This window comes from Arthrobacter sp. Ha26, assembly GCF_059091705.1.
This window is the reverse complement of the sequence record NZ_JBNHGX010000003.1, coordinates 297,087-321,576: the sequence shown is the minus strand read 5'-3', so window position 1 is coordinate 321,576 and position 24,490 is coordinate 297,087. Positions and strand designations below refer to the sequence as shown.

At 65.7% G+C, this 24,490-nt stretch carries 21 protein-coding genes; 5 read left to right on the top strand and 16 right to left on the bottom strand.

Annotated elements, in window-relative coordinates; genetic code table 11:
• Positions 1-42: 42 nt before the first annotated feature.
• From AC5RVY_RS09970 to coaE, 4 genes are all read right to left on the bottom strand, one after another.
• Positions 43-1,437 (bottom strand): MFS transporter, encoded by a 1,395-nt coding sequence (locus AC5RVY_RS09970; RefSeq protein ID WP_493954545.1) that lies wholly within the window; start codon positions 1,435-1,437, stop codon positions 43-45.
• Positions 1,438-1,542: 105 nt separating this feature from the next.
• Positions 1,543-2,574: a TerC family protein gene (locus AC5RVY_RS09965; RefSeq protein ID WP_493954544.1), complete on the bottom strand. Its 1,032-nt coding sequence runs from the start codon at positions 2,572-2,574 to the stop codon at positions 1,543-1,545.
• A 203-nt stretch (positions 2,575-2,777) separates the two neighbouring features.
• The gene (gene uvrB / locus AC5RVY_RS09960) at positions 2,778-4,874 is read right to left on the bottom strand and encodes an excinuclease ABC subunit UvrB (RefSeq protein ID WP_493954543.1); all 2,097 of its coding nucleotides are present in this window, start codon (positions 4,872-4,874) and stop codon (positions 2,778-2,780) included.
• 119 nt (positions 4,875-4,993) lie between these two features.
• Positions 4,994-6,214: a dephospho-CoA kinase gene (gene coaE, locus AC5RVY_RS09955; RefSeq protein ID WP_493954542.1), complete on the bottom strand. Its 1,221-nt coding sequence runs from the start codon at positions 6,212-6,214 to the stop codon at positions 4,994-4,996.
• A 211-nt stretch (positions 6,215-6,425) separates the two neighbouring features.
• On the opposite strand from coaE, the gene AC5RVY_RS09950 reads away from it, so the two are divergent.
• Both AC5RVY_RS09950 and AC5RVY_RS09945 read left to right on the top strand, forming a co-directional pair.
• Positions 6,426-7,115, top strand: a complete 690-nt coding sequence (locus AC5RVY_RS09950) for an IMPACT family protein (RefSeq protein ID WP_493954541.1) — start codon at positions 6,426-6,428, stop codon at positions 7,113-7,115.
• Positions 7,099-7,602: a GNAT family N-acetyltransferase gene (locus tag AC5RVY_RS09945; protein ID WP_493954540.1), complete on the top strand. Its 504-nt coding sequence runs from the start codon at positions 7,099-7,101 to the stop codon at positions 7,600-7,602. The genes AC5RVY_RS09950 and AC5RVY_RS09945 overlap by 17 nt, the downstream gene beginning before the upstream one ends.
• A 206-nt stretch (positions 7,603-7,808) precedes the next feature.
• Here AC5RVY_RS09945 and rpsA read toward each other — a convergent pair whose 3' ends face one another.
• The 4 genes from rpsA to polA form a co-directional block, all read right to left on the bottom strand.
• Entirely contained in the window at positions 7,809-9,287 is a 1,479-nt protein-coding gene (gene rpsA, locus AC5RVY_RS09940) for a 30S ribosomal protein S1 (RefSeq protein WP_139029088.1), read from the bottom strand.
• A 216-nt stretch (positions 9,288-9,503) separates the two neighbouring features.
• Positions 9,504-10,793 carry a GNAT family N-acetyltransferase gene (locus AC5RVY_RS09935; protein ID WP_493954706.1) on the bottom strand — a complete coding sequence of 430 codons (1,290 nt, stop codon included), beginning with the start codon at positions 10,791-10,793 and terminating at the stop codon, positions 9,504-9,506.
• An 80-nt stretch (positions 10,794-10,873) separates the two neighbouring features.
• Positions 10,874-11,506 (bottom strand): GyrI-like domain-containing protein, encoded by a 633-nt coding sequence (locus AC5RVY_RS09930; protein WP_493954539.1) that lies wholly within the window; start codon positions 11,504-11,506, stop codon positions 10,874-10,876.
• Positions 11,507-11,586: 80 nt separating this feature from the next.
• Complete coding sequence (polA, locus tag AC5RVY_RS09925) at positions 11,587-14,520, bottom strand: DNA polymerase I (RefSeq protein WP_493954538.1); 2,934 nt, start codon at positions 14,518-14,520, stop codon at positions 11,587-11,589.
• 19 nt (positions 14,521-14,539) lie between these two features.
• On the opposite strand from polA, the gene AC5RVY_RS09920 reads away from it, so the two are divergent.
• Positions 14,540-15,016, top strand: a complete 477-nt coding sequence (locus AC5RVY_RS09920) for a hotdog fold thioesterase (protein WP_493954537.1) — start codon at positions 14,540-14,542, stop codon at positions 15,014-15,016.
• Between the two features lie 102 nt (positions 15,017-15,118).
• Complete coding sequence (locus AC5RVY_RS09915; RefSeq protein WP_493954536.1) at positions 15,119-16,738, top strand: HNH endonuclease signature motif containing protein; 1,620 nt, start codon at positions 15,119-15,121, stop codon at positions 16,736-16,738.
• Between the two features lie 63 nt (positions 16,739-16,801).
• Here the strand turns inward: AC5RVY_RS09915 and AC5RVY_RS09910 are convergent, their stop codons facing one another.
• The 8 genes from AC5RVY_RS09910 to AC5RVY_RS09875 form a co-directional block, all read right to left on the bottom strand.
• On the bottom strand, positions 16,802-17,365 hold the full coding sequence (locus AC5RVY_RS09910; protein WP_493954535.1) for a dihydrofolate reductase family protein: 564 nt from the start codon (positions 17,363-17,365) through the stop codon (positions 16,802-16,804).
• A gap of 153 nt (positions 17,366-17,518) precedes the next feature.
• A complete protein-coding gene (locus AC5RVY_RS09905) occupies positions 17,519-17,740 on the bottom strand; it encodes a hypothetical protein (protein ID WP_493954534.1) in 222 nt (73 codons plus the stop codon).
• The gene (locus AC5RVY_RS09900; RefSeq protein WP_493954533.1) at positions 17,737-19,065 is read right to left on the bottom strand and encodes an inorganic phosphate transporter; all 1,329 of its coding nucleotides are present in this window, start codon (positions 19,063-19,065) and stop codon (positions 17,737-17,739) included. Before AC5RVY_RS09900 ends, AC5RVY_RS09905 begins: the two co-directional genes overlap by 4 nt.
• Positions 19,066-19,216: 151 nt before the next feature.
• Entirely contained in the window at positions 19,217-19,726 is a 510-nt protein-coding gene (locus AC5RVY_RS09895) for an HAD domain-containing protein (RefSeq protein ID WP_493954532.1), read from the bottom strand.
• A gap of 16 nt (positions 19,727-19,742) precedes the next feature.
• The gene (locus tag AC5RVY_RS09890) at positions 19,743-20,429 is read right to left on the bottom strand and encodes a hypothetical protein (RefSeq protein WP_493954531.1); all 687 of its coding nucleotides are present in this window, start codon (positions 20,427-20,429) and stop codon (positions 19,743-19,745) included.
• A gap of 69 nt (positions 20,430-20,498) precedes the next feature.
• Positions 20,499-20,930 carry a VOC family protein gene (locus AC5RVY_RS09885; RefSeq protein WP_493954530.1) on the bottom strand — a complete coding sequence of 144 codons (432 nt, stop codon included), beginning with the start codon at positions 20,928-20,930 and terminating at the stop codon, positions 20,499-20,501.
• A 103-nt stretch (positions 20,931-21,033) separates the two neighbouring features.
• Positions 21,034-21,690, bottom strand: a complete 657-nt coding sequence (locus AC5RVY_RS09880; RefSeq protein ID WP_493954529.1) for a response regulator — start codon at positions 21,688-21,690, stop codon at positions 21,034-21,036.
• Positions 21,691-21,812: 122 nt separating this feature from the next.
• On the bottom strand, positions 21,813-23,741 hold the full coding sequence (locus AC5RVY_RS09875) for a DUF4118 domain-containing protein (RefSeq protein WP_493954528.1): 1,929 nt from the start codon (positions 23,739-23,741) through the stop codon (positions 21,813-21,815).
• A gap of 126 nt (positions 23,742-23,867) precedes the next feature.
• Between AC5RVY_RS09875 and AC5RVY_RS09870 the strand changes: the two genes are divergently transcribed.
• Positions 23,868-24,488 carry an L-threonylcarbamoyladenylate synthase gene (locus AC5RVY_RS09870; RefSeq protein WP_493954527.1) on the top strand — a complete coding sequence of 207 codons (621 nt, stop codon included), beginning with the start codon at positions 23,868-23,870 and terminating at the stop codon, positions 24,486-24,488.
• The last annotated feature ends 2 nt before the right edge of the window (positions 24,489-24,490 follow it).

Here is a 24,490-nt window from a genome sequence, read left to right as displayed (position 1 = left end):
CCAGTAGAAGGACCGATGCCCCATGGATGATGGCGCCGCGGATCAGGACACCAGCGATCCGCGCCGCCGCACCACCAGAGTCACCACTGCCGCGGCCAGGACGGCCGCCAACACCACGGCGCCCAGCATGTTCAGCCCAAGGTAGCCGGCCTGGCTGAGGACCAGGCCGGACGAGGCTCCGCCCACCGCCCCGGCCAGGCCCATCAGCATGTCCGAGACCCCCTGCAGCACCACGCGCGATTCCTGTTCAACGCTCTCCGCCAGGAGGGTGGAGCCCGAGATCGTGGACGCAGACCAGCCCACGCCCAGCAGGACAAGTCCCACCGCCACGGCGATGGTGGAGGCCTGGCCGAACCCAGCCACGGCGACCGCCGCAATCATCGTCGCAAAGCCGATCATGATCGTTTCGGTCCTGCCGGCCCTGTCCGTCAGCCAGCCCATGACCGGTGACAGCGCAAACATGCCGGCAATGTGCAGCGAGATGGTGAACCCGATAATCACGAGCACATCGCCAGTAGCCGCATGCCCGGCATGGCCCGGCCCGGCCACCAAATCCTGCAAGTGGAGAGGCGTCATGGACATCACGCCCACCATCACCCCGTGGGCTCCTACCAGGGCGGCCAACGCCAGCAGCGCGGCCCGGGACCGGCGAATGGCGCGCATGCCCCGCACGAGTGACCCGGGAGCCTTGGCCTGCAGGGCTGCAGGCTGATTAACAGGCTGGCGGCCGGCGGCGGCGGCCGGAAGGCCCTGTGACAGGTCCGCCGGTTGGCGGGCGGGCTGGCCCAGGGCTGCCGCGGCGGCGAGTTCCCGGGCCAGCAACAGGGGGTCCGGCCGAAGGCCAATAAAAAGAAGAACGACGGCGAGCAGCAGCCCCGCCGCGGAGATCACGAACGGACCGGCAACGGGAGGGAGGCCAAGGGCCTGGCCCACTGCAGCGCCGGGCTGGATCAGGTTCGGGCCGGTGACGGCTCCCACCGTTACAGCCCAGACGACGGCGGACAGTGCCCGGCCCCGGTGTTCCGCGTCAACGAGGTCAACGGCCGCGAAGCGCGCCTGCAGGCTGGCAGCCGCCCCGATCCCGATGCCGGCGGCGCCCAGGATCAGCAGGACGAACAGGCCGGACACCACGGACAGCACCATGAGCAGGGCGCCCAGGAACGCGGCCGAGAGTCCCGTGACCTGGCCAATCCTGCGTCCGCGCCGGTCAGCCACCGCTGCAAGGGGCAGGGCAGCCAGCGCGGCGCCGAGGGTCATCACCGTGGCCACGGCACCTGCCCAGGCGCTGGAACCGGAGAGCTCCACGGCCAGGATGGACCCGATGGATACAGTAGCCCCGGTCCCGATTCCGCCGAAAACCTGGGCTGCACTGAGCAGCACCACGGTGCGACGCTGCACCTGGCGCACGCCACTTTCTGTCATCAGGGTGGTGGCCATGTCCTGAGCATAGTCCTCGGGGCCCTGCCTGTTATAGGGGCAGTTAAGGCAACGATCCCGGCCGCTGGGCGGCCGGGATCGTTGGGCAAAAGCGTGCGTTATCGCCTACTCGGCGACGTCGCTGTGGCTCCTCCGGGCGTCTTCCTCGAGCCGTGGATCCACCTTGGCGGACTGGGCCTTGGAGCTGACCAGGCTGGCGATCACCGCAACGATGATGGTTCCGACGATGACGGCCAGGGAGACGAACGTGGGGATCTCCGGGGCCCATTCAATGTGGTTACCACCATTGATGAACGGCAGCTCGTTGACGTGCATGGCGTGAAGGACCAGCTTCACGCCGATGAACGCGAGGATGAAGGACAGCGCGTGCTTCAGGTAGATGAGCCTGTTCATCAGACCGCCGAGCAGGAAGTAGAGCTGGCGCAGGCCCATCAGGGCGAACAGGTTGGCGGTGAAGACGATGAAGGCGCTCTGCGTGAGGCCGAAGATTGCGGGGATGGAGTCGACGGCGAAGAGCAGGTCGGTCATGCCGATGGTGATGAAAACGATCACCATGGGGGTGAAGACCTTCTTGCCGTTAACCGTGGTGCGCAGCTTGCCGCCGTCGAACTTCTCCGACATGGGGATGACCTTGCGGATCCTGGCGATGAGCGGGTTCTCCCGGTCCTCTTCGTCTTCGCCCTCATCCTGGGCCTGCTTCCAGGCAGTCCATAGCAGGAACGCGCCGAAGATGTAGAACACCCAGCTGAACTGTTCGATGACGATGGCGCCGAGCATGATGAAGATGCCCCGCAGGATCAGGGCGATGATGATGCCCACCATCAGCACTTCCTGCTGGTATTTCCGCGGCACGGAGAACCTGGCCATGATGATGATGAAGACAAACAGGTTGTCGATGCTGAGGCTGTATTCGGTCACCCAGCCGGCCACGAACTGGCCGCCGTATTCGGGACCGGTGAAGGCGAACATGGCGCCGGCGAACACCAGGGCCAGGGAAACGTAGAACGCCACCCACAGGCCGGCTTCCTTCATGGAAGGTTCGTGCGGGCGGCGTATCACGAGGAGAAGGTCGATCAGGAGGATCAGGCCGAGGACGACAAAGGAGCCAACCTCAAACCAGACGGGCAATTCAGGCACAGGTAAACCTTTCGCAGGGTACACATAAGCGGTGTAAGTCTCTCCGGCCTGCCTGTGCACTTGGTGCGGATGTGGCGGCCCGCTACGCCCGGCGGGGCAACCATGCCCTGCGTGTTGACGATCGTAGCGCTTGGGATACTCCCCTACGTGGCATTAACTGTACCCTAAGCCGTTGCCCGGCCGCGCCAGGAAGAGCGTCAGCGTCAGGCGTGCCCGGCGGCCTGCATCTGCCGCAGTTCCTTCTTCAACTCGCTGACCTCGTCCCTGATCCGTGCAGCCACCTCGAACTGCAGCTCTGCGGCTGCCCCGTGCATCTGCTCGGTGAGCTGTTCGATCAGTCCCACGAGGTCCTCCGCCGGCGCCGCGGCCAGGCCATCGGAGCGTACCTGGGCGGCGCCCTTGGCCGCCGCCTTGCGCTTGCCGCCCTTGGCCAGGCGGTTGTTGTTGAGCAGTTCCTGGGTGTCGGCGTCCTCACGGGCCAGCTGGTCGGTGATGTCGGCGATCTTTTTCCGCAGCGGCTGCGGATCCACGCCGTTCTCTTTGTTGTAGGCCACCTGGATGGCGCGGCGCCGGTTGGTTTCATCGATGGCGTTGGCCATGGAGTCGGTGATCCGGTCCGCGTACATGTGGACCTGGCCGGAGACGTTGCGGGCGGCACGGCCGATGGTCTGGATCAACGACGTGGAGGACCGCAGGAAGCCCTCCTTGTCCGCGTCCAGGATGCTGACCAGGGAGACTTCCGGAAGGTCCAGGCCTTCGCGGAGCAGGTTAATGCCCACCAGGACGTCGAAACTGCCCAGCCGCAGTTCGCGGAGCAGTTCCACGCGCCGCAGGGTGTCCACGTCCGAGTGCAGGTATTCCACCTTGATGCCGTGGCCCAGGAGGTAGTCCGTGAGGTCCTCCGCCATGCGCTTGGTGAGGGTGGTGACGAGAACCCGCTCGTCCTTCTCCACCCTGGTCCGGATTTCGCCCAGCAGGTCGTCGATCTGGCCCTTGGTGGGCTTGACGATGACTTCGGGATCGATCAGCCCGGTGGGGCGGATGATCTGCTGGACGAAGCCGTCGGCCTTGCCCAGCTCGTACTTTCCGGGGGTCGCGGAAAGATAGACCGTCTGCCCGATGCGCTCCAGGAACTCGTCCCATTTCAGCGGCCGGTTGTCCATGGCGGACGGCAGCCGGAAGCCGTGGTCCACCAGGGTGCGCTTGCGGGACATGTCGCCTTCGTACATGGCGCCGATCTGCGGGATGGTCACGTGGGATTCGTCCACCACCAGCAGGAAGTCGTCCGGGAAGTAGTCGATGAGGCAGTGCGGTGCCGTACCGCCGGCCCGGCCATCAATGTGGCGGGAGTAGTTTTCGATGCCGTTGCAGAAGCCCATCTGCTGCATCATTTCGAGGTCGTAGGTGGTCCGCATCCGCAGGCGCTGCGCCTCCACCAGCTTGTTCTGCCCCTCCAGCACAGCCAGCCGGCTGGCCAGTTCGTCTTCGATGGACTTGATGGCGCGGGTCATCCGCTCCGGCCCGGCCACGTAGTGCGACGCGGGAAAGACATACATTTCCGTCTCTTCGCGGATGACCTCGCCCGTCACGGGATGCAGGGTGTAGATGTTCTCCACCTCATCGCCGAAGAACTCAATGCGCAGGGCCAGTTCCTCGTACATGGGAATGATCTCTACTGTGTCTCCGCGCACGCGGAACGTACCGCGGTGGAAGTCCATGTCGTTGCGGGCGTACTGCATGGAGACGAACTTGCGCAGCAGCGCATCCCGGTTCATTTCCTGCCCCTTGCGCAGGGTCACCATGCCCGCGATGTACTCTTCGGGCGTGCCGAGGCCGTAGATGCAGGACACCGTGGCCACAACGATGACGTCCCGGCGGGTGAGCAGCGCGTTCGTGGCGGAGTGCCGCAGCCGTTCCACTTCCTCGTTGATGGAGGAGTCCTTCTCGATGAAGGTGTCCGTCTGGGGCACGTAGGCTTCGGGCTGGTAGTAGTCGTAGTAGGAGACGAAGTACTCCACCGCGTTGTTGGGCAACAGTTCCCGGAATTCGTTGGCGAGCTGCGCGGCGAGGGTCTTGTTCTGCACCATCACCAGGGTTGGCCGCTGGACCTGTTCGATCAGCCAGGCCGTGGTGGCGCTCTTTCCGGTACCCGTGGCGCCGAGCAGCACAACGTCTTTCTCGCCGTTGTTGATGCGCTCCGTCAGCTCCGCGATAGCGGCGGGCTGGTCACCGGCTGGCTTGAACTCGCTGATCACTTCGAACGGTGCTACGACACGGTTGATCTCCTGCGCAAGGCTCATGGATCTAATCTACAACCGGGCACCGACAACGGCAGGAGCAGTCCGTTACGGGCGAACAAGCAGGACCGCTTCAGGGAAGCGGCCGACGGCGGCGGGCCGGGAGGGTGTATGCCGTCCGATCAGGATATGGACGACGGCGCCTGCCAGCCTGAGCGTTCGGCCCACCGCTCCAGGGGTTCTGCGGCAGCGGTGAACCAGTCTTCCTTCGCCGCCGCGTAACCGGCCGTGGAGGCGTCGCCGGAGTGGGTGGCGGCCAACCTGCGCTTCAGTGCCAGGTATTCCGCCGCGGCTTCCGGTTCGGCACGCAGCCAGTCGCGGAAGCACAGGGCAAAGCGCCAACCCGCGGACCCCCGGGCCCGGACATGGAGGTTGACGTGGCGCCCGGGGTCGGCGTTGGCGTGGAACCGCTTCTGCCAGTCTTCCGGGCGGGGGCGGCCCGGCTTCGGGGTGTCGGACCTGTTTCCCGGAACCGCGGGGAATCCGGCGGCGGCCAGGGCGGGGGCGAGCACGTCGGCAACATCAAGGTCCGGCACGGCCAGCTGCAGGTCGATGACGTCCTTGGCGTCGAGGCCGGGGATGGCGGTGGAGCCGATGTGGTCCAGCCGCACCTGGTCCCGCTGCTCTGCCGGGAGGGCTTTGGTAATCCGGCGGATCAGCCGCTCTGCCTGCCGGGGCCACAGCGGGTTGGCGGGCACCAGCACCGGTCCAGCGTCTCGGTCAGCGCGCACGCCGGCCGCAAGGTTGCGGGTGAAGGGCAGCAACCGGTGGTCCCAGAGCCGGTCCACCTGGTCCACCAGCTCCTGGACGCCGCCGGAGTTGTCCAGGACCACGTCCGCCACGGCCAGCCGTGCCTCCCGCGTCGCCTGGGCAGCCATCCGTGAACGCGCAGCCTCCTCCGTCATGCCGCGGTACTCCACCATGCGCTGCAGCCTGATGTCTTCGGGCGCATCCACCACCACAACGAGGTGGAAGTCAGAGCCCTGACCGGTTTCCACGAGGAGGGGAATGTCCTGCACCACCACTGCGTCATCCTCTGCTGCTGCCACCAGGGCCGCAGCGCGTGACCGTACCAGCGGGTGGACGATCCCGTTCAGGACAGCGAGGCGTTCAGGGTTCCCGAACACCAACGCGCCCAGCTTCGGCCGGTCCAGGCGGCCGTCGTGGTCAAGCACCCCGTCCTGGAACTCCGCCACGATGCGCTGCAAACCTTCCGTTCCCGGTTCCACCACTTCGCGAGCCAGCGCATCAGCATCAACCAACACCGCCCCGCGCTCCTTCAGCCGCGAGGCAACCACTGACTTTCCCGACGCAATTCCACCCGTCAACCCGATCTTCAGCACGCTCCCACCCTAGTCCCCACCGCTCCCCTGACCTCGCTCCGCTCGCCCAGGGAACCCTCGCGGCGTGGCCCCACCCACCGCTCCCCTGACCTCGCTCCGTCCGCGCCAGCTCCCTGCCCTCGCAAGCTCGGGCCGGGGCCCTCGCTGGAGCGGCTCCACGCCCAAGGAACCCTCGCGGCGTGGGCCCACCACCACAACTAGACTGGGCCGGGTGCAACAGCAAGACAGCAGGACCACCGCCTACACCACGCTTGCATCCGGGCCGGATTTCCGCCATGAGATCGAGATCAAGCGCTCCAGGTTCATTACGGTCCTGCGCCGGGCCGGCACGGAAGAAGCAGCACGGGACCTCGTCGCAGGGCTCCGCCGGGAATTCCATGACGCCCGGCACCACTGTTCCGCGTTCATCCTCGGCCCGGACCGGGACATCCAGCGGTCCAGTGACGACGGTGAGCCGTCCGGAACAGCGGGGGTCCCGATGCTGGAGGCGCTGGCGAAAAGGGAAACGGCGCCCGGGGTGACGGACCTCAGCGACGTCAGTGCCGTCGTCGTGCGTTATTTCGGCGGGGTACTGCTGGGGGCGGGCGGCCTGGTCCGCGCATATTCAGAATCCGTGTCCTCCGCCCTTGCGCTGGTGCCCCTGGTGCGCCGCACCCGGCTGCGGATCTGCGCCGCCGAAGTCTCCCATGCCGCAGCCGGAAGGCTGGAAAACGACCTCCGTGCCGCAGGCTTCGTGATGGCCGAAACGGGTTATACCGGCCAGCACACGGTCTTGCGCATGGCCATACCCGATGACGCCGCAGCGATCGCCGGCGCCGGCGAACGCGTGCAGCTGTTGACTGCCGGGAGCGTCGCCCTCACCCCGGAAGGAACGGAGTGGGTGGATGTCCCGCTCCCCTGACGTGTCCTTGCTGGATGTGGACGAAAGGGTGCTGGATCGGCTCCTCGAACTGGCCAAGCGCGATGCCTCCCCGGACGAGGTGGCTCCGCCGCTGGGCGGGCCGGGGTGGAACCTGGAACGGACGGCATGGTTCTTCAGCTACCACCGGGCAGCCGCCTACGGCCTGAACGGAAAAGCCGGAGAGAAAACCTGGGCCATTCTCGCGGACGGCCGTCTCGCCGGGTCAATCCGGCTTAGGCGTGTGGACTCCGGCAACGGCCGGGAAGCCGCGGAGACAGGTATCTGGCTCGGCAGGAGCTTCCGGTCGCAGGGCATAGGAAGCGCGGCCCTTCGCTTGGTGCTGGCCGAGGCGCGCAGGGCCGGACTCGCCCAGGTGACAGCCCGCACCCTGGCCGGAAACGCCGGAGCACTGCGCCTCCTGGAGACAGCTGGGGCTCTGCTGACTTCCGACGACGACGGAACGGTACGCGCCGTCGTCGTGCTCTAGGCAAAACCGCTGACCGGAATGCGCAACTTATGAGGCCGCGCAGGCTCGCCGGCGCCGCAGCAGCAAGCAGTATCGGCGTGGCGGCCAACAAAAGTCACGCTTTTGGGTCCCGGGCGCAGGCGGAGCAGCTGGTTTAAAGCAACAAACCCCCTGCCCAAAGGCAGGGGGCCCATTGTGTCAGCCCGGGGAGTCCGGGCCGGTGGCAATTAGTTGCCGGTCAGCTTCTCGCGCAGAGCGGCGAGGGCCTCGTCGGATGCAAGCGTACCTGCACCGGCGTTGGACTCAGCAGCAGGCTCGGAGGAGTAGCTGGTGGTGCCGGAATCGCTCTCACCGGACGTTGCAGCTGCAGCGTCATCGGCAGCGTGCTGGGCAACCTGCTTCTTGTGGGCTTCCCAACGGGTCTGGGCGTCAGCGTACTGCTGCTCCCAGGCGGCGCGCTGGTTCTCGTAGCCTTCAAGCCACTCGTTGGACTCGGGATCGAAGCCCTCGGGGTACTTGTAGTTGCCCTCTTCGTCGTACTCTGCGGCCATGCCGTACAGAGCCGGATCGAACTCGGTGCTGTCGGCGTCGACGCCCTCGTTGGCCTGCTTGAGGGACAGCGAGATGCGGCGGCGCTCGAGGTCGATGTCGATGACCTTGACGAACAGTTCGTCGCCAACGGAGACAACCTGCTCTGCCAGCTCCACGTGGCGGACAGCCAGCTCGGAGATGTGGACGAGGCCTTCGATGCCGTCTTCGACGCGGACGAACGCACCGAACGGAACGAGCTTGGTGACCTTACCCGGAACAACCTGGCCGAGGGCGTGGGTGCGGGCGAAGGTCTGCCACGGATCTTCCTGCGTAGCCTTGAGCGACAGGGAAACCCGCTCGCGGTCCAGGTCCACCTCGAGAACCTCGACGGTGACTTCCTGGCCAACCTCGACAACCTCGGACGGGTGGTCGATGTGCTTCCAGGACAGCTCGGAAACGTGAACCAGGCCGTCTACGCCGCCCAGGTCCACGAAGGCACCGAAGTTGACGATGGAGGAAACGACGCCGGGACGGACCTGGCCCTTTTCCAGCTTGTTGAGGAACGTGGAGCGGACCTCGGACTGGGTCTGCTCGAGCCATGCACGGCGGGACAGGACCACGTTGTTGCGGTTCTTGTCCAGCTCGATGATCTTGGCTTCGATCTGCTGGCCGATGTACGGAGCCAGGTCGCGCACACGGCGCATCTCGACGAGGGATGCGGGCAGGAAGCCGCGCAGGCCGATGTCGAGGATAAGACCACCCTTGACGACCTCGATGACGGTACCGGTGACAACACCGTCTTCTTCCTTGACCTTCTCGATGTCGCCCCAGGCGCGCTCGTACTGAGCACGCTTCTTGGAGAGGATCAGGCGGCCTTCTTTGTCTTCCTTGGTGAGCACCAGGGCTTCGACCTGATCGCCAACGGAGACAACGTCTCCGGGATCAACGTCGTGCTTGATGGAAAGCTCGCGGGAGGGGATGACACCTTCGGTCTTGTAACCGATGTCGAGCAGAACTTCATCGCGGTCGACCTTGACGACGGTACCTTCGACGAGGTCTCCGTCGTTGAAGTACTTGATGGTCGCGTCGACTGCTGCGAGGAAGTCCTCAGCGGTACCGATGTCGTTAATGGCGACTACGGGGGTACCGGGCTTCTCGGTGGAGGTGATGGTCATGTAGTAGGGGCTCCGTTGTGGATAGTTAGTTGGTCAGGTGACCACCACTTCCGGGTACTGACCTGGAGGCGGAGCGCGGCGGATTGCCGGGTCATCCTGATTGCGTGGCGTTGAGATGCGAGCCGAACCGGCGCACACGTAACACACGCCCGTTTATTCTAGTCGTTGCCCGCGACACGGGTCAAAAGCGCCCTTCTGCCTCCGCGGGTGCAGGGGTCAGAAGTGTGTGAGGCAGTGCGTGGACCGCTCCACGGCGAACATCTGCCGGGCACTCACCGCTGAACCAGGGGTGTGCTCGCCGATCCGTCCCGCCGCGGCCAGAGTGACCGGACACACGGCGCCGAGGTAGATGGAGGACAAGGCGGATATGTCGAGGGACAGGTCCGCCCGGGTACCTTCCGGGAGGCGTTCGACGGCGGCCTGGCCGCCGTCGGCATTAAGGGCGAAGGTACCTGCGGTGAGGCCCAAGGGGTCATGGACTTCCAGGGTCAGGCGGCCATCGGCGGGATAGTGCCTTGCTTCGAGCGCATCGACGCAGTCGAGGATGCGGAGCCACAGCATGTCCCGGCTGTCCGAGGAAGCAATGCAGCGGGGATCGGTCAGTGCCCAGGCCAGTGGATCGTCAAGCGGCGCCTCAGCCCAGGAGACGCGCTCCACGAGGTCGATGGCGCCAAGGAACTGCCACAGTTCCAGGTAGGCGTCGTTGCCAGCCGCCACCAGGTCAACCACTTCCACTGTATACGGCTCCGTGTCCCACCCCAGGAATTTGTAGGAGACGTAACCATCCACCGTTCCCTCTTCCGAGTAGTGGAGGGCCACTTTGACGGCAGGGTCCTCCTTGCCGTCCCGGCCCAGTGAACCGGATGCCAGTTGCCGGTACCAGTCCTGCCGGCCCACGGAGCCCGGGGTCATCCGGTGCACGCGGTCAAAAACCTCCGGTGCCACCTGCAGCAGGACCTTAGGGTCCGCGACCTCAACACTGCCCGTGGGCTGGTGCCGCACGGTGAACCGCGCCGTGGTGTCCACGTTGACCTTGCGTTCGAAGCTGGCCACGCCGTATCCGAAGCGGCCGTAAATGGTTCCTTCCGAGGCGGTGAGGGCGGCCATGGCGATGCCGTCCTCCTTGGCCAGGCGCAGGTCCTCGCTCATCAGGCGACGCAGGAGGCCGCGTCGCCGGTGGGACGTACGGACTGTCACAGCGGTGACGAGTTGGCTTTCCAGCGTCCTGCCGAAGCCAATATTGAGGCTCTTCCGGAAGGTGGCGAAGGTGGCCACCGGAACGTCCGCGGGCAACGACGACGGCGCCACCTCCCCCGCCTGGTAAGCACCTGTGAGCACACGCCCGTCCGTTGCATAGCTGGCCAGGGACGCCGCCACATGCTGTGGTGTCCGGGTGGATTCATGGAACCCGAAGGCCACGGCCCGAAGCCAGGTGGCCGCCGCCTCATAGCCGTCTTCTCCTTCGGGCACCGCAGGGAAACGCCGGATCTCGTAGTTACCGCTCAGTTCAGCCACACGTCCGAGCCTAGCCAAGAGATCCCGTCCGTGACCAGCACCACGCAGCCGCATGCCTTCGGATTGCAGCCTCAGAGCCGCTGCACGGGTTGGCGAAGGATGGTTTTGAGTTTTTCCGGCGCCACCCTGCGGGCGTCGCTGAGGTAGATCTCGTGGTGGGCGCCGGCAAAGGCGAAACCGTTGGCGGGCATGAACCCGCTGTGCAGGCGGTGCAGCGTGGGCCCTTCGTTGTCATAGCTGCCGACGTGGAGGATCTGCACGGAGAGGCCCTCGTCCAGGGTCGCCAGCCGAAGCCGTTCCAGTCCGGGCACCTTCTTCGCCGCCGCCTTGGTGACGCCCTCGTCCAGCTCGTCCGGGCCGATCCAGTCCGGCTGCACGATCATCATGGTCCACTGCCAGCTGTCCTTGTCGCCCCTGGTGAAGGCGGCGGGATCATTCGCTGTCCACAAACCCTCCAGCGGGCCCACAACGTAGTCCCGGCCCGCGCCCTTGCTGGCGAACTTCATGGCGTAGGACACCGAGTAAATGGCGTAGGACACCGAGTAAAGCGCCTCAAGGGCGGCCTTATAGGCCGGGGCAGTTCCCGGATCGCCCCGGCCGTCCAGCATGAGGTACTTCAGCGGCGGAATGGTGACCACTTCAAAGTCTTGGGCACGGGGCGCATACAGTTCCTTGAACTGCTTACGGACGTCGTACTTATCCATCGCGCCCGGCCCCGTTCAGTCCCGCTCCGTCTGTCGGTGCCCTATAGGTACCCGCTCCAATAGTGCCCGTGCCTGCGGTCCTAGTGCCCGGCGTCGTACCAGCTGGGACCGACACCGATCTGGACGTCCAGCGGGACGCTGAGGTCCGCGGCGGCACCCATCTGTTCGGTGACGAGTTTTTCCACCGCTTCCCGCTCCCCCGGGGCGACTTCCAGGACCAGTTCATCATGGACCTGGAGCAGCATCCGGGATTTGAGCCCTTGTGATGCGAGTTCTCCATGCACGCCGAGCATGGCGCGCTTGATGATGTCCGCGGCGGAGCCCTGGATGGGGCTGTTGAGGGCGATCCGCTCGGCATTTTCCCGCAGCTGCCGGTCGGTGCTGGTGAGGTCGGGCAGGTAGCGGCGGCGCCCCTCGATGGTTGCCGTGTATCCATCCACGCGGGCCTGGTCCACCACGCCGCGGAGGTAGTCCCGGACGGCCCCGAACCGGTCGAAGTAATCCTTCATGAGCGTGCGTGCCTCGTCCACCGAGATCTCGAGCTGCTTGGACAGGCCGAAGGAGGTCAGACCGTAGGCCAGGCCGTAGGACATGGCCTTTACCTTGGAGCGCATGGCGCTGGTGACTTCTTCGGTTGGCACGTGGAAGATGTTCGAGCCCACGAACCGGTGCAGGTCCTCGCCGTCCTTGTATGCCTGGATCAGGCCCGCGTCGCCGGAGAGGTGCGCCATGATGCGCATCTCGATCTGCGAGTAGTCCGCGGAGAGCAGGCACTCGTAGCCGTCGCTGACCACGAATATCCCTCGGACCCGGCGGCCCTCCTCGCTCCGGATGGGGATGTTCTGCAGATTGGGGTTGTTCGATGAGATCCGCCCCGTGGCCGCCACGTTCTGGGCATAGGTGGTGTGGATCCGGCCGTCCTCTGCCACCGACTTCTTCAGCGACTCCAGCATCTGGCGCAGCTTTGCCGCTTCGCGGTGCGCCATGAGCTGCACCAGGAATTCGTGCCCGGTCTTCTCCAGAAGGTTCTTCAGGGACGCCGCGTCGGTGGTGTAGCCGGACTTGATCTTCTTGGTCTTGGGAAGCTGCAGTTCGTCGAACAGGACGGTCTGCAGCTGCTTCGGCGAGCCGAGGTTGACCTCGTGGCCAATAGCCGCGAACGCCTGCTCCTGGGCGTTGTCGATGACCCGGGCCAGGTCCGCAAGCTGCTCGTCCATCCGGGCCATGTCGATCCCGATGCCTGCGAGCTCCATGTCGGCCAGGACACGGCTGACCGGCAATTCAAGGGTGGATAGCAGCTCTTCGGCGCCGCGTTCCTTTAGTTCCGCTTCAAAGTAGCGGCTCAGTTCACGGACGACGGCGGCTGCCTGCACCAGCGCGCCCGCGGCGGCTTCGTCGTCGCCGTCGAAGGACAGCTCGAGCTGGCCCGCCTTCGCGGTTGCGGCGGGGATGCCGACGTTGAGGTGGTGCTGGGCAAGTTCGGCAAGCTCGTAGGTGCGCCGGTCCGGCTCGATAAGGTAACCGGAAATGGAGGTGTCGTCCACCACGCCTTCGAGCTTCAGTCCCCGGGAAGTCAGCGCCTTCAGCGCGGCCTTGAACCCGTGCAGCACCTTGGGTGATTCCGGGTCGCGCAGCCAGCCGGCCAAGACGTTTTCGGCGTCGGCATCCTGGTCGGCGAGGTCGATGTACGCGGCTGCGCCGTCGCGGACGATGGCCAGCCCGGCAGCATCTTCGCCGATCCGTCCGGGAACCAGGTCGACGGCGAGGGCGGACCGCTGGCCGTTGCCCGCCTTCAGGAACGCGTCCAATTCTGCAGCGTTCGACGGCGTGATGAAGTCAGGCGTTTCAATGCTGGCCCGCTCGGGGGCGGGGGCGTCGTCGTCACCATAAAGGGAGAAGAGCCGGCCCCTGATGGCCTTGAATTCGAGCTGGTCGAACAGGTCCTCAAGGGCCGCCTGGTCAGGGCGGGGCTGGTAGAGGTCGTCCAGGGTGACCGGAAGTTCGAGGTCGGTGTGCAGCCGGTTCAGGCGGCGGTTGCGCTTGACGGCTTCGACGTTTTCGCGCAATGCGTCGCCCACCTTGCCGCCGATGGCGTCCACGTGTTCCAGCACGCCTTCGAGGCCGCCGTACAGGTTGATCCACTTCGCGGCGGTCTTGGGACCGACGCCGGGCACCCCGGGAAGATTGTCGGCCGTCTCCCCCACCAGCGCGGCGAGGTCCGAGTACCGGGCGGGGCTGACAAAATACTTTGCCTCGATGGCGGCGGCGTCCATCCGGGGGATGTCGCTGACGCCCTTCTTCGGATAAAGCACAAACACGTTGTCCGTGATCAGCTGGAAAGCGTCCCGGTCCCCGCTGACGAGGAGGACCTCGAAGCCGGCCTTTTCGCCCATGGCGGCAAGCGTGGCCAGGATGTCATCCGCCTCGTAACCGGGCATCTTGATGGTCTTGATGCCCCAGGCCTCCATCACCTGCGCAATCAGGTCGATCTGGTTGTTCATCTCCCGGGGCGTCTCGTTGCGGCCGCCCTTATATTCGCTGTAGTCCGCCTTGCGGTGCGTGGTCTCGTCCGAGACGTCGAAGGCAACCGCGATATGCGTGGGCTGCTGTTCCTTGATCAGGTTGATCAGCATGGAAGTGAAGCCGTGGATGGCGTTGGTGTGCTGCCCGTTGGCAGTGGAAAACTTGTCCGCCGGCAGGGCGAAAAAGGCGCGGAAGGCCATTGAGTGCCCATCCAGAACCAGGAGCCGCGGCTGGCCGGTCATGGGGACCACCGGGGCGGCAGTTGCCGAAACCGATGCGCCGGCCTGCGCCGGGCCGCTGCCCTGAACTGCAGTGTCCGAAACAGCAGTGCCCGAAACAGCGGTGCCGGAATCTGTCCCGTCAGCATCTGTCACGTCCGAAGCTGCCACGCCCGTATCTGCAGGGTCCTGAACGGTGGTTGACCCCTGCGGGGCGTTGTCATCCTCGAGGACGTTGGACGGGAAAGGGGCCGGTTTGGTTGTTTCACTCACAGGTGCCAGCCTAGTTGCCATGATGGACAATTTCACGCCCGGCCCATACGCCCAGGAGCTTACCGCCGCTGGAGTCCCGGAGCACATGCACGGCTGGTTGGGCCAATTCGGGATCGGCGCGCTGGTGGTGAAAATGGGCATCCATTTCCTGGAGATGAGCCCTGAGCGGACGGTAGCCACCATGCCGGTGGAGGGGAACACCCAGGTTGCAGGGATTCTTCACGGTGGAGCCCATGTGGTGCTGGCGGAGACGCTGGGCTCATTTTCGGCGGGCATCCATGCCGGGCCGGGCCGGCACGCAGTGGGTATCGAGGTCAGCGCCACCCATCACCGTTCCATCTCGAAGGGCACAGTGACGGGAACCTGCACGGCCATCCACCTCGGCCGCACGCTCGCAACACATGAAATCGTTATGACGGATGAGCAGGGCCGCCGGCTTTCCACTGCCCGCATCACCAACATGATCCGGGACAACACGGCGACCCCTCAGGGGTGAACAGCATCCCCTGATAGCGTCCACTGACGCCTGAACCCGTCCCTGAGACGCTTCCCCTTTCCTGGCCACCGGATTGTCTGACCCCCTTGTCATGATGGGTGTATGGGGAAAGCAGCGGTGGCGAGGGCATTTGCGGACATTGCGTCCGCCCTTGCTGTGCTCACTGCCGAGGTGGACGGGTGCGGTTCAGAGCCGTTTTCGGCTGCTGATCCGTTGGCTGGCCTCGCTGATGGTTGCCTGGACATTCTGGCCGGCGCGGCAGGGGTGCAGGCACGGGTGTCGGGCTTAGTGGCCAAGACCGCGGGGACGTACGCTGACGCCGCCCGGGCGGCTGCACCACCGGATACTCCTGTGCAGGGGCTGGAGATGGCGATCGCCGCGGAAATCGGCTGTGTCCTGGTGATCGGTGACCGGGCTGCCGGTGCCTTGCTGGGCCGGTCGCACGCCCTGACCACCTCCCTGCCCCGGACGCTGGCAGCCCTGCAATCCGGGACGATCTCCTGGCAGCACGCCACAGTGATGGTGGACGAAACCGCCAGCCTGGACCCCGCCGGCGCGGCGGCCCTGGAAGCCAACTTTCTGGGCCCCGACGTCCCAAGGCCGCCGGCGGCCGCCTCAATCGGGGACATGCCGGCGTACCGGTTCCGCCATAAGGCCCGCACCTGGCGCGAACGCCACCACGCCGAATCCATCGAAAAACGCCACGCCAAGGGCGTGGCGGACCGGCGCGTGGAGTACCGGCCGGACCAGGACGGCATGGCCTGGCTCGGCGCCTACCTGCCCGCCGACCAGGCAGCGGCAGGCTGGAGCCGGCTCACCACACTCGCCAGGGCCGTGCAGGGACCGGACGAACCCCGCACCCTCACCCAGACACGCGCCGACATCTTCTCCACAGCACTCCTCACCACTGCCACCAACACCAGCACGAGTGCCAGTGCCAGTGCCAGTGGCAGTGGCAGTACCAATGCCGGGACCGCTACGGGCGGCAGCGCAGGTGCCGGGACCGGTGGTATTGCCAGCGCCGATAACGGGAACTGTGGCGCTGGCGGGGACGGTACTGGTGCAGGAGCCGTGCCCGGGCCGGGGTCCTCGATCCGGGCGCAGGTGCTGGTCACTGTGCCGGTGTTTTCGCTGATGGGCTTGACTGATGAGCCCGCGATGCTGGACGGGTTCGGGCCCATCCCGCCCTCGATGGCCCGGGACCTGGTCGCCAACGGTGCCGGCTCGTTCTACCGGGTGCTGGTGGACCCGCGGGACGGGGCGCCCCTGGAAATCGGCCGCACCAACTACCGCGTGGGCGCGGCAATGCGGAAATGGCTTATGCTCCGGGACGGCAAATGCCCTTTCCCCGGCTGCAATAACCCATCCCTCGACAACGAGGCCGACCATATCCTCGCCTGGCACCAAGGCGGCACCACCGGAATCAGCAACCTGGGACAACCCTGCCCGAAGCACCACAAACTCCGCCACACCAGCGGCTGGAAACCCACCCCCGCCACCACCACCGAACCACCGGGCTGGACCTCACCCACCGGCCGTAACTACAAAAGCGAACACCAGGACTGGGAACCACCCCACTGGCCCGAACAACTGCAGCCGGAACAAAAAGCAAGGGCCGGCTGCCCGCCATCAGCCCACGGCGACCCACCAGACTTTATCTACCTCAGACATTCCCCCGGCGAAGAAGAACTGGAGCGGTTCCTGCACGCCCCACCGGCCTGACGCGCCGGGTTTCGATAAGCTCAACCACCGGGGTTTGGACGGGTTCAACCGCCAATAACCGGCTCAAGCACCGGCCTTGCTGCTGGCGCCGCCGAGCAGGTAACGCAACTCAACGATGCCCCTGCCCATGGCGCGCGAGGCAGCCAATTCCAGCGGCGGCGTCGGACCTGACAGCGGCAAGAGGCGCTTGCCGTTTCCCAGGACCACCGGGATGACGGAGAGGATCAGTTCGTCCAGCAGGCCGGCGTCGGCGAACTGGGCCGCGAGTTCTCCACCACCCACCATCCAGACGTTCCTGCCTGCAGCGTCCGCCCGGAAGTCCGCGACAAACTCGCTGACGTTCCCGCGTACGAACGTGATGTCGGCCCCGGGAGGCGCTGTGTGTTCGTGCCGGCTGAAGACGTAGCAGGGCGTGCCGGGGTACGGCCAGTTGCCCGGCTGGTGCTCCATAAGCCAGGCATAGGTGCCGCCGCCCATCACGATGCAGCCCACGCCTGCCATGAAGGTCTCGTAGCTTTCCATGCCGCCCTCGAACCCGTCGAACTGCAGGAGCCAGTCAAGGTCATCGGTGGGGGTGGCAATAAAACCATCAAGGGACGCCGCTACGAAGTACTGGATCCGTGACATGGCTCCAGACTAGCCATCAGGCCCAGTCCGGCCAATGGCGTATGCTGTCCAGTCCGGCGGGATAGCCGGCGGGTGCCCGCGTTCCAATTCCTGGAGGGCGCGTCTGATTTCCCCAAACTGCCCGGCTTTCCCAGCCTACGCGCCTCCCCCGGACTACCCGGCGAAATAGGGAATGATCAGGTACAGGCCAAAGAGAACGGCGAGCCCGCAGAGGCCAAAGCAGACGTACGCAAGCGACCGTGTCAGGCCCGGTGAGGTCTGCTGTGCATCACCGGCAATAGCCGTGAGCCGAACGCCGAGCGAGTAGAGGACCACCACAGTCACTGCGGCCGCCAGGGTGGCACCGGCCACGGTCAGCAGTTCCAACCACTTCATCGCTGGGAATCCTTCGTTGTGATGGCTTCTGCCTCTGCTTCAGCCGGGGTTTCGGTGTTGGCACTGGTTTCGGTGTTGGCCAGGGCTTCCTTCGCCTTTGCCTTTGCTTTGCCATCCGCCTTGGCCTTTGCCTTGGCTTCCGCGCGGGCCCGGGCCATCGCCTTCTTCTTGGCGAAGCGAACCGCCTGGCCCACTTCCTCGACCTCGACGGCGTTGTGGTGGCCCACGGCGGACTTGCGTGAGTAGAAGAACATGAAGAGGACGGCTGCAGTACCAGCAATGGCGGCGATCAGCACGCCGACCACCCCGGTCTTGACCAACAGCGCCGTGAGCGCCCCCACGATCCCCGCCGCGGGAAGGGTGAAGAGCCAACCAAGGGCAATCTTGCCCACCATGTTCCAGCGCACGGTGGTTCCCCTGCGGCCCATGCCGGAGCCGATCACGGAACCGGAGGCCACCTGCGTGGTGGAGAGCGCGAAGCCGAGGTGCGAGGATGCAAGGATGGCGGAAGCGGTGCTGGTTTCAGCAGCAAAGCCCTGTGCGGGCTTGACCTCCGTAAGGCCCGATCCCATGGTCCGGATGATCCGCCAGCCGCCGGCGTAGGTGCCGATGGCGATGGCGAGGGCGCAGGAAGCGATGACCCAGAGCTGCGGCCCGGATCCGGGCGTCTGGGTTCCCGCAGCGATCAACACCAAGGTGATGATGCCCATGGTCTTCTGCGCGTCGTTGGTGCCGTGTGCCAGGGCCACCAGGCTTGAGGTGAAGATCTGCCCGGTCCTGAAGCCGCCGCGCTTCTGCGTCAGCTTGGTCCCGGTTTCGGGGTCGTGGCGTGACGTCAGTGCGTACGCGAGGCGGGTACAGACGTATGCAGCGGCACCGGCGATGACCGGCGCGAAGATCGCCGGCAGAATGACCTTCTGCAGCAGGGTCTCAAGGTTGATGGAGTTAAACCCGATGCCGGCGATGGCGGCACCAATCAGGCCGCCGAACAATGCATGGGATGAACTGGACGGCAACCCTTTCAGCCACGTGATCATGTTCCACAGGATGGCCCCCATCAAGCCGGCGAAGATGATGTCCGGCGTAATTTGCACGCCTTCGGAGCCTTCACGGATGATGCCGCCGGACACCGTTTTGGCCACTTCCGTGGACAGGAAGGCGCCCACCAGGTTCAGGATTGCGGCCAGGGTCACGGCTGTCTTCGGTTTAATGGCACCGGTTGCGATGGGCGTGGCCATCGCATTCGCCGTGTCATGGAAACCGTTCGTGAAGTCGAAAAATAGTGCCAGTGCGATGACCAGCGCCACCATTAAGGTGATATCCACCTGTTGCCCAATCTGCAGAGTCGACGTTCAGCAGTTTCTTTCCCCCGGCTGCCAAGCACAGCATAAGTCACCAGCTGTTTGCTTGGAATGACTTACGTCGCTGGACAACCGGCGTGAAACCTTATCGATCGTACGCGCCCGGGGCAGGAGGTCAAAACACTGCCTGCCTGAGGAAGGAGCTGACTGCTTCCAGTTCCGGCGGCGAGATTCCCTGTCTGGGATGAGGGGAAACGGCCAGCAGCCGGTGGCCCATGATCCTGGCCCAGGCCTGGGCTTCGGACTCGTACGCGAGCTGGTCGTCCACCCAGGCCACTGCGCGGGGCCCGGTTCGTTCCACGTCCGCCTGGATGGCGTCCAGCTTCCACCAGCCTGGGCCGGTCCCGGTTCCTTCAGCCGTCAGGTAGGGCCAGCGGGCGCCGTCGAGGCCGATCGCAGGGCAAAGGTACTGGGGAGCGAGCTCCTCCCAGCTGGTGAGCCAGACGCACCGCAGTTCCGCCATCGACGCCAGTCTGTTCAGGCCCGCAACGAGTTCGGGCGCGAAGACCACGGGCAACAGCCCGGCATCGGCACGCAGCCAAGGGGTTCCCCAGCCGTTCAGGCCGTCCGGGCCGAACGGACAGACGACGCCGTCGACGTCGAGATACAGCGTGCGGAGGCCCACAGTTCCTCCCTGGCTGTCAGCCGTGGTCGGACCCCGTGGGCCGCGCGGCCGGGTCGAGCATGGGCGCGATCCTGTCCTCCAGTGCCGCCACGGTGGCATCTGGCAGCACGATCAGCCCGTCCAGTTCACGGCGCGCCCTCTTGTAGGCCGCCTGCCGTTCAGCCGGCGTCGCGGCGCTGTTTTCCGCGATCTTCAGCAACTGCCGGGCGGTCGCCAACCGCTCACGTTCGGGTCCCGTGAACTTGCTGTCCCTCAGGCGCCTGGCCTCGCGCTCCGCAACATCCAAGGCCACGCTGAAAGCATCAACTGCCTTCCGGTATGCCTCAGCCCGGGCAGGGACCGTTATGTCCGCCGCGGAGGCGGGCCGCAGGCCATCAGCGTCCCGCTTGGCGCGCAGGAATGCCACAGTGAGGGGCTCGCGGACATCTGTCATGAGGGGAAAATCAATCAATTTGTCGACGTCGAGCTCGTACTCCAGCCAGCGCCTGTTGGTGGCGTCGTGAGCGGCCATCAGCATCTCCACGTCGGCAGTTGAAGCCCTCTCGGCCTCATGCGCCTGGTTCCGGAGTTTGTAAAGCTCCACCTTCCGCTGATGCCGCCGGTCGCTGGCCTTGCGCCAGGAATTTGCCCAGTGGCCAGCCAACGCACTCAAGGGGAAAACAAGCCACCATTTGTCGGTGAGGAAATCAAAGAGGGACTCCACGCGTACATCGTCGCACTGCGTGGTGTCCCTCCTCAAGGAACGGCTGCGGGCTCCTGCCCGCCGGCCGCGTTACGAGGCGCCGGCTCCCTCCGGATTGTTGACGTTAACGAGCCAGGACACGCCGAACCGGTCGGTGCACATCCCGAAGATGTCCCCCCAGGGAGCCTTCTCCATCGGCACTGTCACCATGCCGCCGTCGCCGCTGAGCTTGTCGTAGTAGCCGCGCAGTTCAGCCTCATCGTCCCCGCTCAGGGAGATGGAGATGGACGAACCTGAACTGAACTCCATACTGTTCGGGGTGTCCGCACCCATCAGCACCAGGCCCTGCGTGGTGGTCAGCATGCCATGCATGATCTTTTCGGCTTCAGCCGGGTCCTCGCTGGCTTGGAACTCACCGAAGGTGCTGAGCGTCAGCTCGCCTCCGAAAACCGACTGGTAAAAGTTCATGGCTTCCCGGGCATTGTCGCGGAAGCTGAGGTAGGGATTGAGGGTGGTGGGCATGGCTGATCTCCTTGAGTTGTACCGAAAGGGATGGAACCAAACAACATCCTGCCCCACGGGCTGCCCTCTGGGTAGGGGGCGCGGCGCCTAAGTTTCCCCATGCCTAGGGCACGAAGCGGTACCCGATCCCGGCTTCGGTCAGCAGGTGGCGGGGGTTGCCGGGATCGGCTTCGAGTTTCCTGCGGAGCTGCGCCATGTAGACCCGCAGATAGTTGGCTTCCTTCTGGTAGGCGGGCCCCCAGGCATGCGCCAGCAATTGCTGCTGGGTGATGAGGCTTTTCGGATTCCGCACCAGGATTTCGAGGATGCTCCACTCGGTGGGCGTAAGCCGCACCGCTGTCCCGTCGCGGATCACCTGCCGTTGCACCAGGTCCACGGTGAAGCCGGACGATGCCACCACCGGAGCTGATTCCGGTTCGGGGACGCGCCGCAGCAGGGCACGGAGCCGGGCCAGGAGTTCGTCCAGCCCGAAGGGCTTGGTGATGTAGTCGTCGGCACCGGCGTCCAAGGCCCCCACCTTGTCCGATGATCCGTGGCGTGCGGAAAGCACCAGCACCGGGACGGCGCTCCAGCGGCGAAGATCACCAAGGACCTCTGCCCCGTCAATGTCCGGCAGTCCGAGGTCCAGGACTACGACATCGGGCACCTGGCGGCTGGCAGCGAGAAGGGCTGACGCCCCGTCCTCCGCCACATCCACGTCGTAGCCGTGCGCCGCCAGCGTAATGCGGAGCGCCTTCAGCAAATGGGGATCGTCATCCACTACCAGGACTTTCACCCCACGCTGCGGCGGGGCCCCACCGGCCGGCGGCTCGGGCTGCCTGGACGCGGGATGCCGGCTCCCCTGGGATCCTGGCACCTGCCGTCCTGTCCCGTTCAGTCCAGTCACGTCAACACCGTCCCCGTCCCGCGGCTCATCTCCGCGTCCGTGGCAATGCTGCCCGCGCCACCGGGACTGCCGGTGGAGAGCGGCAGCCGGATAATCATGGTGAGTCCTCCCCCCGACGTCCCCTCCGCCGTCAGGGTTCCCCGCATCGCCTGGACAAAGCCCTGGGCCACCGCCAGTCCGAGGCCCAATCCGCTGGCCTGGGGAAGATCGTCCACTCGTTGGAACGGCCTGAACATATCCAGCACCTTCCGCTCAGGGACCCCCGGGCCGTGGTCGACGATGCGGAGCTCGCCGCAGGGGTGCCCGTCGGATGTGACGCCGCCCAGCCCGTCCGCCGTCGTCGTCACTGCCACTCCCGAGCCGGGCGCATGTTTCAGGGCATTCTCGAGGATGTTGGCGATCACCCGTTCCAGCATCCCAAGGTCAGCCTCCACGGGCGGCAGGTTGGCGGGCAGGGCTACTGCCACCGCGCCTTCCGGAAGCCCACGCAGGGCCCCGTCAATGGCCTCGCTCCACCGGACCGGTCCCAGCAGCGGCTCCACCGATCGGGCAGTAATCCGCGACATGTCCAGCAGGTTTCCCACCAGCAGATCGAGCCGGTCGGTGCACGCATCGATGGTCTCCAGCAGCTCACGCTGCTCGGCCGGAGTGTACGCAACGCCGTTTTGCAGGAGCCCGCCGGCTGCCAGCTTGATCCCTGCCAACGGCGTGCGAAGGTCGTGGGACACCGCCTGCAGGATGGCCGTCCGCATGGTGTTCCCTTCGGCGAGCCGCAGGATCTCATGCCTGCTGGCCTCCAGCTGCCGGCGTTCCAGCTGGGCCTTGACGTGCACCGCAAAGGCGCCGAGCAGCCTCCGCCCCGACGGCGGCACCTCCCGGCCGAACAGCACCAGCCACGTCACCGGATCCACCTGGACCACAGTCATGCCCGGAAGGCCGCGGAGATCCTGCGACCCATCCTGCCAGCCGGAAACATCGCCGGCGCCCGCCAGCAGGAGTGCCTTGTGCCCTGGGTACTGCCGTCCCGCCTCGGGAAGATTGCTGACGACGGCGGCCCCGGAAGCGCCGAAGGCATCGAGGGCTTCGGTGAGCAGCCCATACAGGGTGTCCTCCAAGCGGGAGGCGCCCAAGGCAAGATCCCCGAGGGTGGCCGCTTCGGCCTGCGCCCGGGACGCCTCCTTCGAACGCCGCGCGGATCCGTCCACCACCCCCGCCACCGCTACCGAAACACCGACAAAAACCGCCAGCGACAGCAGGTCCTGTGGATCGTGGATGGCAAGGTCGCCAAGGGGCGGCGTGGAAAAGTAGTTCACCAGCAGGCTGCTCCACAGGGCACCGGCAACGGCAGGCCATAATCCCCCCACCAGTGCCACCGCCACCGCGCCGGTAAGCTGGATCAGCGCTGCCGTGGCCACACTGTGCTCGAACACGGCCAGGAGTAGCTGTAACAAAGGGGGAAGCACCAGGGCGAGGGCAAATCCGAGGACAGTCCGCACCCGTCCCAGTTCTGTCCGCCTTCCGCGGTTGCCGGAATATCGTGCGAGGGGCACCACCTGCACGTCGATATCCGCTGCTTCCCGCACCGCCTTGGTGTCGACGCCCAGCCTGAAGGGTGCCGTAATCCGGTGCCGGCGGGACTGTCCCACCACGATGTGCGAGGCCGCTGCGGAACGGGCGAAGTCCACCAGCGCGGACGCTGCGGCTGGCGCGGATACCGTGTGGTAGCTGCCGCCCAGGTCCGCAACCAGACGGCGCTGGGCTTCAAGTGCCTGGGGAGACTCCGCCCGGGTGCCCGCCGGCGTGCGGACGTGGACTGCGAGCAGTTCGCCGCCGTCGCCCCGGTGGAGAAGCCTCGCGGCGCGGCGCACCAGGAGTTCGCCGTCGTCGTCGCCCTGCAGGCCCACGACGATCCGTTCCATAGCCATGAGGCACATTCTCCCACCTGGCCGCTTCTCCAACTGCCGCAGTCCGGCCGCAGCGCCCTCCAGTGGGTAAAACGCGGTCCGCGCCCTAATGGTGCGGCGGCACCGCGGGAACGTAGGCTCAGGTGCATGGCCAGATACTTTGACGTTCATCCCCAGGATCCGCAGCCACGGGCCATAGCCCAGGCAGTGCGCATGGTGCTCGACGGCGGCCTGATCGCCTACCCCACGGATTCCTGCTATGCGTTGGGGGCGCAGTTGGGCAACAAGGACGCCCTGGACCGGATCAGGAGCATCCGCAAGCTCGACGACAAGCACCATTTCACCCTCGTCTGCAAGGACTTCGCGCAGCTGGGGCAATTCGTGAACATCGGTAACGACGTCTTCCGCAGCATCAAATCTGTGACGCCGGGAAGTTACACCTTTATCCTGCCGGCCACCAAAGAGGTTCCGCGGCGGCTCCTGCACCCCAAAAAGAAGACGGTGGGCGTCAGGATCCCGGACAACAGGGTGGTCCAGGCGCTGCTGGCCGAACTCGGTGAGCCCCTGCTCTCCAGCACGCTGCTGCTGCCGGACGAGGAGGACCCGTTGACCCAGGGCTGGGAAATCAAGGAGCGGCTGGACCACCAGGTGGACGCGGTGATCGACGCCGGTGATTGCGGAGCGGAGCCCACCACCGTGGTTGATTACTCCAGCGGCGTGGCCGAGGTGATGCGGCGCGGAACAGGAGACCCGTCCCGCTTCGAATAAGC

Excerpts from the sequence above, each read along its gene's own strand:
- AC5RVY_RS09970 (WP_493954545.1), bottom strand. The coding sequence starts at position 1,437 with ATGGCCACCACCCTGATGACAGAAAGTGGCGTGCGCCAGGTGCAGCGT.
- AC5RVY_RS09915 (WP_493954536.1), top strand. The coding sequence starts at position 15,119 with ATGGGGAAAGCAGCGGTGGCGAGGGCATTTGCGGACATTGCGTCCGCC.
- AC5RVY_RS09920 (WP_493954537.1), top strand. The coding sequence starts at position 14,540 with ATGATGGACAATTTCACGCCCGGCCCATACGCCCAGGAGCTTACCGCC.
- rpsA (WP_139029088.1), bottom strand. The coding sequence starts at position 9,287 with ATGACCATCACCTCCACCGAGAAGCCCGGTACCCCCGTAGTCGCCATT.
- AC5RVY_RS09905 (WP_493954534.1), bottom strand. The coding sequence starts at position 17,740 with ATGAAGTGGTTGGAACTGCTGACCGTGGCCGGTGCCACCCTGGCGGCC.
- AC5RVY_RS09930 (WP_493954539.1), bottom strand. The coding sequence starts at position 11,506 with ATGGATAAGTACGACGTCCGTAAGCAGTTCAAGGAACTGTATGCGCCC.
- AC5RVY_RS09910 (WP_493954535.1), bottom strand. The coding sequence starts at position 17,365 with ATGTCACGGATCCAGTACTTCGTAGCGGCGTCCCTTGATGGTTTTATT.
- AC5RVY_RS09885 (WP_493954530.1), bottom strand. The coding sequence starts at position 20,930 with ATGCCCACCACCCTCAATCCCTACCTCAGCTTCCGCGACAATGCCCGG.
- AC5RVY_RS09870 (WP_493954527.1), top strand. The coding sequence starts at position 23,868 with ATGGCCAGATACTTTGACGTTCATCCCCAGGATCCGCAGCCACGGGCC.
- AC5RVY_RS09945 (WP_493954540.1), top strand. The coding sequence starts at position 7,099 with ATGTCCCGCTCCCCTGACGTGTCCTTGCTGGATGTGGACGAAAGGGTG.
- uvrB (WP_493954543.1), bottom strand. The coding sequence starts at position 4,874 with ATGAGCCTTGCGCAGGAGATCAACCGTGTCGTAGCACCGTTCGAAGTG.
- AC5RVY_RS09875 (WP_493954528.1), bottom strand. The coding sequence starts at position 23,741 with ATGGCTATGGAACGGATCGTCGTGGGCCTGCAGGGCGACGACGACGGC.